Origin of the sequence: Marinospirillum alkaliphilum DSM 21637, from assembly GCF_900119735.1 — a bacterium.
GTDB classification, from domain to species: Bacteria; Pseudomonadota; Gammaproteobacteria; order Pseudomonadales; family Halomonadaceae; genus Marinospirillum; species Marinospirillum alkaliphilum.
Genome location: NZ_FPJW01000001.1, coordinates 220,914 through 233,354, shown reverse-complemented (window position 1 = coordinate 233,354; position 12,441 = coordinate 220,914). Strand labels below are relative to the sequence as shown.

At 57.5% G+C, this 12,441-nt stretch carries 15 protein-coding genes and 1 riboswitch; of the genes, 10 read left to right on the top strand and 5 right to left on the bottom strand.

Going from position 1 to position 12,441, the window contains the following annotated elements; translation table 11 throughout:
* Positions 1–15 precede the first annotated feature (15 nt).
* The 5 genes from pheA to thiB form a co-directional block, all read right to left on the bottom strand.
* Positions 16–1,116 (bottom strand): prephenate dehydratase, encoded by a 1,101-nt coding sequence (gene pheA / locus BT114_RS01120; RefSeq protein ID WP_072324471.1) that lies wholly within the window; start codon positions 1,114–1,116, stop codon positions 16–18.
* Between the two features lie 6 nt (positions 1,117–1,122).
* A complete protein-coding gene (gene serC, locus BT114_RS01115) occupies positions 1,123–2,205 on the bottom strand; it encodes a 3-phosphoserine/phosphohydroxythreonine transaminase (protein WP_072324470.1) in 1,083 nt (360 codons plus the stop codon).
* A gap of 100 nt (positions 2,206–2,305) precedes the next feature.
* Positions 2,306–2,938, bottom strand: coding sequence for an ATP-binding cassette domain-containing protein (locus tag BT114_RS01110; protein WP_177247016.1), 633 nt, complete (start codon positions 2,936–2,938; stop codon positions 2,306–2,308).
* Positions 2,939–3,127: 189 nt separating this feature from the next.
* Positions 3,128–4,726: an ABC transporter permease subunit gene (locus tag BT114_RS01105; protein ID WP_084661762.1), complete on the bottom strand. Its 1,599-nt coding sequence runs from the start codon at positions 4,724–4,726 to the stop codon at positions 3,128–3,130.
* The gene (gene thiB, locus BT114_RS01100) at positions 4,702–5,733 is read right to left on the bottom strand and encodes a thiamine ABC transporter substrate binding subunit (protein WP_084661830.1); all 1,032 of its coding nucleotides are present in this window, start codon (positions 5,731–5,733) and stop codon (positions 4,702–4,704) included. Before thiB ends, BT114_RS01105 begins: the two co-directional genes overlap by 25 nt.
* Before the next feature lie 9 nt (positions 5,734–5,742).
* Positions 5,743–5,848, bottom strand: a riboswitch (TPP riboswitch).
* Between thiB and BT114_RS01095 the strand changes: the two genes are divergently transcribed.
* From BT114_RS01095 to BT114_RS01050, 10 genes are all read left to right on the top strand, one after another.
* Positions 5,839–6,609, top strand: coding sequence for a phosphotransferase family protein (locus BT114_RS01095; protein WP_072324469.1), 771 nt, complete (start codon positions 5,839–5,841; stop codon positions 6,607–6,609). It overlaps the preceding riboswitch by 10 nt.
* Before the next feature lie 174 nt (positions 6,610–6,783).
* Positions 6,784–8,205 carry a nitrogenase iron-molybdenum cofactor biosynthesis protein NifE gene (gene nifE, locus BT114_RS01090; RefSeq protein WP_072324468.1) on the top strand — a complete coding sequence of 474 codons (1,422 nt, stop codon included), beginning with the start codon at positions 6,784–6,786 and terminating at the stop codon, positions 8,203–8,205.
* Positions 8,198–9,568 (top strand): nitrogenase iron-molybdenum cofactor biosynthesis protein NifN, encoded by a 1,371-nt coding sequence (gene nifN, locus BT114_RS01085; RefSeq protein ID WP_072324467.1) that lies wholly within the window; start codon positions 8,198–8,200, stop codon positions 9,566–9,568. The genes nifE and nifN overlap by 8 nt, the downstream gene beginning before the upstream one ends.
* A complete protein-coding gene (locus BT114_RS01080) occupies positions 9,556–10,044 on the top strand; it encodes a NifB/NifX family molybdenum-iron cluster-binding protein (RefSeq protein WP_072324466.1) in 489 nt (162 codons plus the stop codon). Before nifN ends, BT114_RS01080 begins: the two co-directional genes overlap by 13 nt.
* Positions 10,045–10,046: 2 nt before the next feature.
* Positions 10,047–10,466 (top strand): SoxR reducing system RseC family protein, encoded by a 420-nt coding sequence (locus BT114_RS01075; protein ID WP_072324465.1) that lies wholly within the window; start codon positions 10,047–10,049, stop codon positions 10,464–10,466.
* Positions 10,450–10,911 carry a NifX-associated nitrogen fixation protein gene (locus tag BT114_RS01070; RefSeq protein WP_072324464.1) on the top strand — a complete coding sequence of 154 codons (462 nt, stop codon included), beginning with the start codon at positions 10,450–10,452 and terminating at the stop codon, positions 10,909–10,911. Before BT114_RS01075 ends, BT114_RS01070 begins: the two co-directional genes overlap by 17 nt.
* A 27-nt stretch (positions 10,912–10,938) precedes the next feature.
* A complete protein-coding gene (locus tag BT114_RS01065) occupies positions 10,939–11,154 on the top strand; it encodes a CCE_0567 family metalloprotein (protein WP_072324463.1) in 216 nt (71 codons plus the stop codon).
* Positions 11,154–11,438 (top strand): ferredoxin III, nif-specific, encoded by a 285-nt coding sequence (gene fdxB, locus BT114_RS01060; RefSeq protein ID WP_072324462.1) that lies wholly within the window; start codon positions 11,154–11,156, stop codon positions 11,436–11,438. Before BT114_RS01065 ends, fdxB begins: the two co-directional genes overlap by 1 nt.
* 120 nt (positions 11,439–11,558) lie before the next feature.
* Complete coding sequence (locus BT114_RS01055; protein ID WP_072324461.1) at positions 11,559–11,840, top strand: type II toxin-antitoxin system Phd/YefM family antitoxin; 282 nt, start codon at positions 11,559–11,561, stop codon at positions 11,838–11,840.
* Entirely contained in the window at positions 11,833–12,186 is a 354-nt protein-coding gene (locus BT114_RS01050; RefSeq protein WP_072324460.1) for a type II toxin-antitoxin system RelE/ParE family toxin, read from the top strand. Before BT114_RS01055 ends, BT114_RS01050 begins: the two co-directional genes overlap by 8 nt.
* Positions 12,187–12,441 lie beyond the last annotated feature (255 nt).

Sequence of the window (12,441 nt, the reverse complement as noted above, 5' to 3'; positions counted from 1 at the left end):
TCACTCCCGAATGAATCAGAGAACACCTCTGGGATAAGAACCCAGCACCTTCATGTCGGCTGCTCGTTCACCGATTTCCTTCAGCACCGGTTGCACCCGTGCATCATCCACATGCCCGGAAAAGTCGATGAAAAACACGTAGTTCCAGGCACCGGAGCGGCTGGGACGGCTTTCAATGCGGGTCATGTCGATGTTATGGCGATTGAAGGGCTCCAGGATCTGGTGCAAGGCACCCGGCTGGTTGCGCATCGACACCATCAGGGAGGTCTTGTCATCACCGGAGGCCGGTACGGTCTGACGACCGATGATCAGGAAGCGGGTGGAATTGTCCGGGGTATCTTCAATGTTTTCGGCCAGGCGCTTGAGGTTGTAGAGTTCAGCGGCCATATCACCGGCAATGGCTGCCGAGTGCCACTCACCCTTCACCTTGCGCGCTGCTTCGGCATTGGATGGCATGGGCACCCGCTCGATACCGGGATAGTGAGCATCCAGCCACTTGCGGCATTGCGCCAGTGAAGAAGCATGGGAGTAGATGGTGGAGATTTTTTCCGGGCGGGTGTTTTCACCCACCAGCAGGTGCTGATGAATGCGCAACACCACTTCACCACTGATTTTCAGACCGGAATCCATGAAGCTGTCCAGCGTGTGGCTGATCACCCCTTCTGTGGAGTTTTCAATCGGCACCACACCGTAATCGGCACTGCCGGCTTCCACTTCACGGAACACTTCATCAATGGCGGCCATCGGCACACAAACCGCTGAATGACCAAAATGCTTGATGGTGGCCTGCTGAGTGAAAGTACCTTCCGGGCCCAGATATGCCACCTTGACCGGACGCTCCAGCGCCAGACAAGCCGACATGATCTCGCGGAACAGTCGGGCAATCTCCTCATTGGAGAGAGGCCCCTGATTGCGCTCCATGATGTTACGCAACACCTGGGCTTCACGCTCCGGGCGGTAAAAGAAGGCATTTTCGCCTTCTTCGGCAATTTTCACCTGAGCCACTTTCTGAGCACAGGCCGCACGCTGATTGATCAGCAGTTGCAACTGCTGATCAATGGCATCAATTTCTTTTCTGACTGCTGCCAGATCCGGCAGTGATTTATCCTGACTCATCTGGGTTCAGCCTCTATTCCTGGCAAAGTCGGTCATGAATTCGATCAAGGCATCCACCGCCGCTTCCGGCACGGCATTGTAAATGCTGGCCCGCATGCCACCAACACTGCGGTGACCAGCCAGATTCAGCAGCCCGGCAGCCTCGGCCTGTTGCAGGAACAGCTTGTCCAGGCTGGCATCGGCCAGACGGAAAGGCACGTTCATGATGGAGCGGTGTTGTGGCTCAATCGGGTTGCTGTAAAAATCGTTGCCATCAATGGTGGCATAGAGCTTCTGCGCTTTACGGCGGTTGATTTCCGCCATCTTGTCCAGACCACCGACCTCATTTTTCAGCCAGTCGAATACCAGACCGGACAGGTACCAGGCATAGGTGGGCGGGGTGTTGTACATCGAGCCATTGTCAGCAAAGGTCTTGTAGCTGAACATGGTCGGCATCTGGGCCTGCGCCTGATCCAGCAGGTCATCCCGCACAATCACCAGCGTCAGACCGGCCGGGCCGATGTTCTTCTGAGCACCGGCATAAATCAGCCCGAACCGGCTGACATCCAGCGGGGTGCTGAGAATGTCCGAAGACATGTCACAGACCAGCGGCACTGCAACGTCCGGAATGTAATCAAACTCCAGTCCACCGATGGTTTCGTTGCTGGTGTAGTGCAGGTAAGCAGCATCCGCACTCAACTGGATTTCACTCTGAAAGGGTACACGGCTCAGGCCGGTGGCTTCGCTGCTGGCAGCAATGTGCGTGGGCAGATAACGCTGACCTTCTTCAATGGCCTTCTTGCCCCAGATGCCGTTGTAGAGGTAGTTGGCGGTGCCACCCTTGCCACCCAGATTCAGCGGCACCATGGCAAACTGGCTGGAAGCCCCACCCTGCATGAACAGCACCTTGTAGTTGGCAGGCACTTTCAACAGTTCACGCAGGTCCGCTTCAGCCTGCTCGGCAATGCCGACAAATTCATCACTGCGGTGGCTCATTTCCATCACCGACAGGCCGCGGCCTTGCCAATCAAGGATTTCATCGCGCGCACGCTGCAACACGGCTTCCGGCAGCGCCGCAGGACCGGCGCAGAAATTGAATTTACGGCTCATGGATCAGACTCTTGAATAGATAAACGACTGAATAAGGCAAAATAAATGGGGCTAATGATACAGTAAAAAGTGACTTGTCGCCTGCTCCGGACCCCTGGCTTCAGATCAGCAGCAACTGATCTGCCAGGGTGTCGGCATCTTCTTGCCGGTGACTGACCAGCAGGGCCACCTGTCCGGCAACTTTGATGGTCTGTTTCAGCCACTGCCCAGCGGTTTGGCGCATGGCATCATCCAGTGCACTGAAGGGTTCATCCAGCAACACCACCGGCTGTGGACGCAGCACCGTGCGGATCAGTGCCAGCCGCTGTTTCTGCCCACCGGACAGTTCCGAAGGCAGGCGTTGCAGCAGACCCTCCACCTGCAACAGCTGACAGGCATCCAGTACCGCCTGCCATTGAGCAGCATTCGGTCTGGCTTTCGGAAAGCCCAGCTGAAGGTTTTCGATCACTGGCAGGTGCTCAAAAAAATTCTGCTGCTGGAACAACAGCGAGATCGGGCGCTGCTCGGGTGGTAACTGCTCCATAGCCTGCCCCTCAATCAGAATGCTGCCGGACTGAATGGGCAAAAAACCAGCCAGGGCTTCCAGCAAAGAGGTTTTGCCACTGCCACTGGCACCCATCACCACCACCAGCTCACCCGGCAACACCTGCAAATGGTGATGCCAGTCATGGCCACCCACCCGCAACCGCAGATTATTGACGTACAGCAAGGGCGATGTATTCAGTTCAGACAAAAGGGCAACTCCAGTCCACATAACAACCTGACTTCAAAGCGGGTCAGGAAAAACTCCAGCTTAGTGCAATTTCAGCAATCATTGGAACTCTCACTGAATCCTGAACTCAAAAAAAACACTGTCAGTCCGTATTCCACCAGCATCACCAACCAGCACCCTGATCGACTGATTCAGTGTTTTGTTTTGCTCTCATCTTCCCCACTCCGCCCGGCACCTGCCGGGCTTTTTTTCCAGCAACCACAGTCCCGTAAACGCCAGTGCCAGTAACCACAGGGAGGCCAGTGCCGCTTCACCCAAGCGATAAGCACCGGCGAGTTCGTGAATCAGCCAGGGCAGGGTGCGGTGTTCGGCCTGTCCGAAGATGCCAAAGATGGCAAAATCACCCAGCGTCAGCACCAGACACAAACCGGTCACGCGCAACAGGGCCGGTTGCAGGCTGGGCAAAATCACCCGTTGCCAGTGCAGCCAGGGCGCAAGTTGCAAGCTGGCAGCCAGTTTCTGATAACTGCTGCGATAAACAAATACCGCCGGTTTCAACTGGGAAAAGGCAAAAGGCAGCGCCACCAGTGCATTCAACCAGATCACCGCCACCCAGCCCCAGTCCAGCCAGTTGATCTGCGCCATGAAAAAGATGTACAGCCCCACACTCAGCACCATACCCGGCACCACCAGATGATGCAGCGCTGCCAGCTCAGCCAGTTTTGACCAGCCACGCCGAGCAGGCTCTGCCGCCACCCAGGCCAGCAGCAAAGCCATCAACAGTGCCAGCAAACTGGCAGCCAGCGCAAAAATCAGTGACCAGCCACTGGCCAGCCCCAGCTGAGACCAGGGCAGACGCGCCCAGCCACGACTGATCACAGCCGGTGCCAGGCTTAAGGTCGGCAGGGTCAGAAACAGCAATACCAGCAGGTAGTACCCTCGACCCAGCCAGCGAACAACACCGGGCAGACTCGGTTGCCAACCCGTTTCACCACTGGGTGCCGCCAGCCATTGCAGCTTGCCCCAGCGGCTGATCAGCCAGAACAGACCACCGGCCAGCAGCAGTTGCACACCCGCCAGAAACAGGGCTTCAGAAGGATTGAACTGGTATTTCAGCGCCTGATAAATCGCCACTTCCAACGTGGAAACGCCAGGGCCACCGCCCAACGCCAACACCACCGCAAAGCTGTTGAAACACAAAAGGAAAATAAAACCCGACAGCGCCGGTAACACCCCGCGCAGGGCGGGCCACTCCAGCAGCAGAAAACGCCTGAAACCGGTCAGTTGCAACTGGGCTGCCATTTTCCAGGCAGACGATGGAATGCTGCTCCACTGGGCACTCAGCACTCGCACCGCCAGCGGCAGATTCAGAAACACATGAGCCAGCAGAATGCCGGTCAGGCCATAGAGCGACCAGCCGGAATGAAACAGCCTTGTCAGCAGTGGCGTCAGCCAACCACTATGCCCAAACATCACCACCAGACCAGTGATCAAAATCAGGCTGGGCATCACAAAACACAGCAGGCACCAACGCAGAAAAGCCGCCTTGCCCGGTAAACCTGAATCCAGCGCCAGCACCCGAGCCAGTGGCAAGGCCAGCACCACAGAAAACAGGGCACTCAGCAATGCCTGCCAGAAGGTGAAACGCAACACCTGCCAGAACCAGGGGTCCTGCCACAAGTGCAGATCGGTGGGTTGCTGCCAGCCAGTCAGCGCCAACAACGCCAGCGCGCTGCTGCCAAACAACAGCAGCAACACTGGCCACAACAAAACGCGATCAGGTTTCACTGGCTGACGGCAGAGCGCCACTCGCGAATCCAGGTCTGGCGCTGCTGACGGATCTGTTGTGGTGAAAAACCCACGGCTTGCGGCTGTATCAACTGATCAAAAGCCTCGGGCAGCTCCACACCCTCACGCACCGGCAGCATCCAGTTGGTCACCGGGATGATCTGCTGGGCTTCTTCACTCAGCAGGAATTGCAGGAAATTCCGCGCCAGATCGGCCTGTTGGCTGTAACGGCTGATGGCAGCCACTTCGATCTGCATCGGGTGGCCTTCACTGAACAGGGCAGCCTGGTAGCGGCTTTCTTCTTCCACCAGCAGGTGATAAGCCGGCGAAGTGGTGTAACTCAGCACATAGTCGGCCTCCCCTTCCAGAAACAGGGTGTAAGCCTCTGACCAGCCTTTGGTCACCGTCACGGTGCGTGGGCGCATCTGTCGCCAGGCCTGTGCGGCCTGATCACCGTACACCGCCTTGATCCAGATCAGCAGCCCCTGCCCCGGTGTACTGGTGCGCGGATCCTGATAAATCACCCGTGCATCACTGGCCAGCAATGCCGCCATTGATACCACCGGCTCAGGCGTGCGCTGGGCATCATAAATGAAGGCAAAATAACCGTAATCAAACGGCAGAAAATCCTGATCCTGCCAGTTCAGCACCGGTTTTAATGCCAGGGTCTCCAGCGCCAGCCCATGCGGCTGCACCAGACGCAACTGACGCGCTTCATCAATCAGCGCATCATCCAGCCCCAGCACCAGATCGGCACGAGTATTGGCACCCTCCAGACGCAGCCGGTTCAACAGACTGACACCATCATCACTGCTGATATAATTCACCCGACAATTGCAGTGCGACTCAAAGGCCTCCTTCAACTGCGGCCCCGGCCCCCACTCACTGGTGAAGGATGAATAGGTGTACACATTCAATGTCGGCAGCGATGCACCGGATGACTGAGCCAGCAGTGAACTGACCGGAAACACACACAGCGCCAGCAACAGCAGGCTGCGCTGTAATACAGCAGAGATTTGATTGTTCATGATAAGAATGACCTTGCCCATCCCACTCCCTACGCCGGTGCTAACCGGATCAGGTTCAGCGGGTAGAATTTCTCAGCCGCACGGCAGATCACCGTGGGCACCCCGATGAGACCAGGGCATTCTAACGCAAAAATCACTTCGCCACTGCTGCAATTGCCACCCCTGCCAGTTGCCTGGCAACCTTTGCAGCCACCGGCATTTCTGGCCCGCGGCACCGGCAACAGTCACTGGTTACTGCACACTGCGTCAGGTCCGCTGGTCTGGCGCCAGTTCGGTGCGGCACCCGGCAGCAACCACCCGCGTGAAGTGCGACTCTTATCCAGCCTGCAACATCATCGCTGGGCACCCCGTCTGCTGCCGCTGAAAAGCAGCCAGGGCTTGCTGATGCAACAGGCCAGCGGCCAGCATCCCCTTGCCAAGCACCTCAGCAGCCTGCAACGGCAACAACTGCTGCAACTGGTGACACAACTCTGGCAACACCCCTGTGAACACGAAACACCGCTGGATTACCCGGTACTGCTGCTGCACTACTGGCAACAGGCAGGTGCCCGGCCTGAGCTGCAACCCCTGCTGGAATCACTGATACAGACCACAACCAACTGGCCGGTGTCGACTTTCCGCCTGACTCACCATGACCTGCATGGCGGCAACCTGCTATTGCATGAAAATGACTGGACCCTGCTGGACTGGGAATACGCCGCCCCCGGCAACCCCTGGATTGATGCGGTATCCCTGGATCGTTTCCTGCACCTGACATCAACCGAAAAGCAGCAATTGCAGGCATACCTGCCTTCCTTGCCGCATCACAACCCCTGGGAAACACTGGGGCAGTGGCTGGAAGGGCTGGATCAGCTCTGGCAGCAGGCTGCCTGCTGATTGTCAGGTATCCGACAATCACCAACCCGGTTGTTGCAGCTGTTGCAACTGCGACACAACCACCTGCCCTGACACACCGCTGATCACTGCATCCATCCTGCCTCTGCGGCAGGGCCAGGGCGTGGCACAGGCTTTGCAACACCCCCACTGACTCGCAACCTCAGGGGGATGCCCATGCAAGCAAAAGAACTGGCCGCGCTGATGGACGAGCCCGCCTGCGACCACAACACCAAAGCCAAGAGTGGCTGCGCCCCTGCCAAACCCGGTGCTTCCGATGGTGGCTGCGCCTTTGACGGCGCCCAGATTGCCCTGCTGCCCATTGCCGATGTTGCCCACATCGTACACGGCCCGATTGCCTGTGCCGGCAGTTCCTGGGATAACCGCGGCACCCGCTCTTCCGGCCCGCGCCTGTACCGCATTGGCATGACCACCGACCTGAACGAGCAGGATGTGATCATGGGGCGGGGTGAAAAGCGCCTGTTCCACAGCATCCGTCAGGCCATTGAATCCTACAACCCGGCAGCAGTGTTTGTTTACAACACCTGTGTTCCGGCACTGATCGGTGATGATTTTGAAGCCGTCTGCCGGGCGGCCAGTGAACACTTCGGACTGGCCGTGGTGCCGGTGGATTCCGCCGGTTTTTACGGCACCAAAAACCTTGGCAACCGGCTGGCCGGTGAAGCCATGTTCAAATACGTGATCGGCACCGGTGAACCGGAACCCATTCCCGCCTCGGCCCAGCGCACCGGCATCCAGGTGCACGACATCAACCTGATCGGTGAATACAACATCGCCGGTGAATTCTGGCAGGTATTACCGCTGCTGGATGAACTGGGACTGCGGATCATCTGCACCCTGTCCGGTGATGCCCGTTTCCATCAGGTGCAGGCCATGCACCATGCTGAAGTCAACATGGTGGTCTGCGCCAAGGCGCTGCTGAATGTGGCCCGCAAGATGAGTGACCAGTACGGCATTCCCTGGTTTGAAGGCAGCTTTTACGGTGTGGAAGACACCTCCGAAGCCCTGCGCTCCTTTGCCCGCCTGCTGAAGGATGACAGCCTGACCCAGCGCACCGAACAACTGATCAGCCGTGAAGAAGCCCGCATTCACCAGTTGCTGGAACCCTGGCGGCAGCGCCTGCAAGGCAAACGGGTACTGCTCTACACCGGCGGCGTGAAATCCTGGTCGATTGTTTCTGCCTTACAGGATCTGGGCATGACCGTGGTTGCCACCGGCACCAAAAAATCCACCGAAGAAGACAAACAGCGCATCCGTGAAATCATGGGTGAAGAGGCCCGCATGATTGATGATGGCAGCCCCCGTGCGCTGCTGGACACCATCCGCGATTACCGCGCCGACCTGCTGATTGCCGGAGGGCGCAACATGTACACCGCCCTGAAGGCACGCATTCCTTTTCTGGACATCAACCAGGAGCGTGAATTCGGTTATGCCGGTTACGACGGCATGCTGGAGCTGGCCCGCCAGCTCTGCCTGACCATGGAATCCCCGATCTGGGAAGGCCTGCGCCAACCGGCACCCTGGCATTCAGATAGCGCTGACACTGGAGATAACCAGGGAGAGGTGCAACATGGCTGAAATCATCAAGCGCAACAAACCCCTGGCGGTGAACCCGCTGAAGGTCAGCCAGCCAGTGGGCGCCATTCTGGCCTTTCTCGGCATCAGCAACAGCCTGCCGATGCTGCACGGCTCACAGGGTTGCAGCGCCTTTGCCAAGGTGTTTTTTGTGCGCCACTTCCGTGAACCCATCCCCTTGCAAACCACCGCCATGGATCAGACCACCACGGTGATGGGAGCCGACGACAACGTCTTCAAAGGGCTGGAAACCGTCATCAGCAAGCGCCAGCCGGCACTGGTCGGCCTGCCCACCACCGGCCTTTCAGAAACCCAGGGCAGTGACATTCAAGGCCTGGTGAAACGCTTTTATCAGCAGCAACCACAACTGGCCGACACCCCGGTGGTGCCGGTGATCACCCCGGATTACAGCGGCGGTCTGGAAAGTGGTTATGCCCTGGCGGTGGAAGCCATGATCCGTTATCTGGTACCGGACAATGCCACCCAGGTCGGCCAGCAACCCCGGCAGATCAATGTACTGGCTTCAGCCATGCTGACGGCGGCGGATCTGGAATACCTGCGCGACCTGATTGAAAGTTTTGGACTGACGCCGGTGATCCTGCCGGACCTGAGCGACTCGCTGGACGGGCATCTGGTGGATGTGGATTTTTCACCGGTCACCGTGGGCGGCACGCCCGTGGCCGCCTTCAAAACCCTGGGGCAGGCAACACACACCCTGGTGGTCGGTCACTCCCTGCACAAGGCTGCCGACCTGTTGCAACAGCGCACCGGTGTACCGGATACCCGCTTCAGCAGCCTGATGGGATTAAAAGCCATGGATCAACTGGTCGACACCCTGCACCGGATCAGCGGTCAGCCGGTTCCGGCTCGTCTGGAGCGCCAGCGCAGCCAGTTGCAGGATGCCCAGTTGGACACCCACTTCATGCTGGGTTTTGCCCGCATCGCCATCGCCTCCGACCCGGACCTGCTCTACTCCTTCACCGGGCTGGTACGGGAAATGGGCGGAGAAGTGGTGGCTGCCGTGGCACCCCACAATGCAGCACTGCTGGCCGAAGTGGACTGCCAGGAGGTGTTGATCGGTGATCTGGAAGACCTGGAGCAACAAGCCGCAGCCAGCCATGCCCAGCTGTTGATCAGCAACGCCCATGCCGCTGAAACCTCACGCCGACTGGATTTGCCACTGCTGCGGGCAGGCTGGCCAATTTATGACCGCCTCGGTGCCCAACATCGCCTCTGGATCGGTTACTCCGGCAGCCGCAACACCCTGACCGAACTGGCGAATCTGCTGTTGTCCGAACATCACAAACACGAAATTGCGCCCCGCACCTCCATCTACGCCCGCGGAGAAACATCATGCGTCACCTGAAACTGGTCAGCAACCAGACCCCGCTCAGCCAGCAACCGGTGCTGCGCATTGCCTTTGCCAGCAGCGATCGCCAGACCATCAACCAGCATTTTGGTGCCGCCGAAGCCTTTGTCATCTTCGAACTGCGCCAGAACAGCTTTCAACTGGCCGAAGTGGCCGAGTTCCATGGCCGCGATACTGCTCGTGATGGCCATGAAGGCAAGCTGGAAGCCAAGGTGGCCCTGCTGCAAGGCTGTGCTGCCGTTTATTGCAACGCCGTGGGTGCCTCTGCCATCCGTCAGTTGCTGGCCGCCAATATCCAGCCACTGAAGGTGGATGAAGGCCTCAGCATCGAATCCCAGTTACGCCTGCTGACCGAAGAATGGCAGCAGGAACCACCGGTGTGGATGCAACGCTCCCTGCGCCAGCAGCAGCGTTCCGGCCACAACAACCGTTTTGCCGACATGGCCGCTGAAAGCTGGAGCGAGGAGGGCTGAAGATGATCCGCACCGAAGGTGAAGTGATTCGCAACGCACAGGGTGAACTGATGATGCAGGCCACCTGCCAGACCCAATGCAAAAGCTGCGGCGTGCAGAAGGTTTGTGGCGGCAGCCGTCGCAGCCTGATGCTGAGCCTGGATGAAGAACAACAGATGCGTTTTGAAGAAGGCCAGCGACTGCATGTCGACGTGGCTGAAGAAGAACTGCTGCGTGTCACCCTGCTGGCTTACACCCTGCCCTGCCTGCTGTTGATTGGCCTGGCACTGGCTGCCTCACCTTTCGGGGATCTGGCCACCGCGCTGGGTGGTGCCCTGGGGCTGGCACTGGGTGTTTGCCTCAGCAGCCTGCTGGCCCGCCGCCGTCCACCCCAGGTTTTCCTGTCACCTTTCACGGAGCAACCCCATGACAGTCACTGCTGAAACCCTCACCTTACCGGATCACCCCTTCATTCCGGAAATGGTGCGCCAGACCCGCGCCTTTGACAGCTACGGTGTCAACGATGGCCTGACCCCTGCCGAGCTGCTGCAACCCTATGTGGTCACCAAAGAGCAGCGCCGCGAAATCCCGGTCATCGGTGACCCCGATGAAGAACTGATTGCCCGCCTGAAGGCTTATTACAGCGCCATGGCCATGCGCGTCGAAGCCGACTGCGGAAAGATGGCCTCCCCCATGTTCAGCATCACTCACGAAGGTTTTGGCCGCGTCATCATCAGTGTTGGCAAACTGCTGGTGGTCGATCGTTCACTGCGTGATGTACACCGCTTCGGTTTTGAATCGCTGGAAAAAATGTGCAGCGATGCGGACAAGATCATCAACAGTGCCCTGGCACTGGTTGAGGCCCACCCGGATGCGGCAGCGGCCTGATTCAGAAAAAAAGATGAGGAGAACCCCATGACCCCCGAAGAACTCAAAAAGCTCGACAAGGAAATGCGCAAAGCCAAGCGCATTGCCGGTGAGTGGGCCATGCAACTGCACGATCTGGTGGAAGACGGCCTGCCCGGCGAATACCAGAAACTGCCCGAAATGGCACAGTCCACCTACGAAGCTTGCAAAGCCTGGGACGATGCCCGCAAACAACTGGAAGCAGCAGAACAGGAGACCGCCTGATGAGCCTGATTACCGGACTGACCCGGGGCGGCAAAGCGTGGACCCCCGCCTTTGTCACCGCTGTCAACGAAGAGACCTGCATCGGCTGTGGCCGCTGCTTTAAAGTCTGCCCGCGCAACGTCTTTGACCTCGAAGAACGTGAACCCGATGACGACGATGACAGTGATGATGTACGCAGCGTGATGGTCATTGCTGATGCCAGCGACTGCATCGGCTGCGGCTCCTGCGCCCGCGTCTGCCCGAAAAACTGCCATACACACGAACCTCAGGCCCTGCTAGCCTGAAGGATCACAAGCTTGCATAGTGGGTGAAGTAGCCTCTTGAGCCGGGAACTCCCCGGCTCTTTTTTTGCAAAAAGACCATAAAAGGACTAAATTAAATCCTGATCATTCAGGAGTCAGGGCATGCGTTATTCAACCCAGGTCAAACCCATCAGTTACCTCAAGGCCAATGCTGCCGAAGTGCTTGCACAACTCGCTCAGCAGCGTGAACCGCTGCTGATTACACAGAATGGCGAAGCCAGAGCTGTTTTACAGGATGTTGCCTCCTGGGAAGAAACTCAGGAAACCCTGGCATTGCTCAAAATTTTGGCACTTGGAAATGAGCAGGTGGAAGCAGGTAAAACCCGACCACTGGCAGATGTGGTCAGTCGCCTGAAATCCCGTAATTCAGCAGTTGATGAATAACAAAACATCCAAGGCAACCAGCTCTTATGAGATCCTGCTTACCGAAGGAGCAGAACAGGATCTCGAAAGTATTCATGGCTACCTTACCGAGTTCGACAGCCCACTGAAAGCTGATCACCTACTGGATCAACTACTGCAAGCTGTGGGTGAACTGAGCCACTTTCCAGAACGAGGCAGCTTTCCAAAAGAGCTGGCCGCACTGGGCATCAGAGAATACCGACAGGTCTTTTTTAAACCCTACCGCCTGATTTATCGCATCATCAATCAGCAAGTCATTATTTACCTGATCGTTGATGGTCGTCGGGACATGCAATCACTACTAACACGACGACTGCTTGCGCGTTAATCCATAATGCCTTGCAAGGCTGCAATTTTATCGTCAATAGCATTTGCCCCATAAAACCGAACAATTGAATCCTTCACTAGCTCGCCTTCTTCAAAATGTGCTTGATATGCTTACTGATGATTGCCTTGCCTTTATTCAATTTGCAAAAATCACCTCTTAAAATCAGGGTGTGTATTGTGTGATACATTTCTCCCTTTCAACCCATGAAACCCATGAAACCCATGAAACCCATGAAACCCATGAAACCCATGAAAC

Coding starts and splice junctions, on each gene's coding strand:
- pheA (WP_072324471.1), bottom strand. CDS start 1,116: ATGAGTCAGGATAAATCACTGCCGGATCTGGCAGCAGTCAGAAAAGAA.
- serC (WP_072324470.1), bottom strand. CDS start 2,205: ATGAGCCGTAAATTCAATTTCTGCGCCGGTCCTGCGGCGCTGCCGGAA.
- thiB (WP_084661830.1), bottom strand. CDS start 5,733: ATGAACAATCAAATCTCTGCTGTATTACAGCGCAGCCTGCTGTTGCTG.
- BT114_RS01095 (WP_072324469.1), top strand. CDS start 5,839: ATGAGACCAGGGCATTCTAACGCAAAAATCACTTCGCCACTGCTGCAA.
- nifE (WP_072324468.1), top strand. CDS start 6,784: ATGCAAGCAAAAGAACTGGCCGCGCTGATGGACGAGCCCGCCTGCGAC.
- nifN (WP_072324467.1), top strand. CDS start 8,198: ATGGCTGAAATCATCAAGCGCAACAAACCCCTGGCGGTGAACCCGCTG.
- BT114_RS01080 (WP_072324466.1), top strand. CDS start 9,556: ATGCGTCACCTGAAACTGGTCAGCAACCAGACCCCGCTCAGCCAGCAA.
- BT114_RS01075 (WP_072324465.1), top strand. CDS start 10,047: ATGATCCGCACCGAAGGTGAAGTGATTCGCAACGCACAGGGTGAACTG.
- BT114_RS01070 (WP_072324464.1), top strand. CDS start 10,450: ATGACAGTCACTGCTGAAACCCTCACCTTACCGGATCACCCCTTCATT.
- BT114_RS01065 (WP_072324463.1), top strand. CDS start 10,939: ATGACCCCCGAAGAACTCAAAAAGCTCGACAAGGAAATGCGCAAAGCC.
- fdxB (WP_072324462.1), top strand. CDS start 11,154: ATGAGCCTGATTACCGGACTGACCCGGGGCGGCAAAGCGTGGACCCCC.
- BT114_RS01055 (WP_072324461.1), top strand. CDS start 11,559: ATGCGTTATTCAACCCAGGTCAAACCCATCAGTTACCTCAAGGCCAAT.
- BT114_RS01050 (WP_072324460.1), top strand. CDS start 11,833: ATGAATAACAAAACATCCAAGGCAACCAGCTCTTATGAGATCCTGCTT.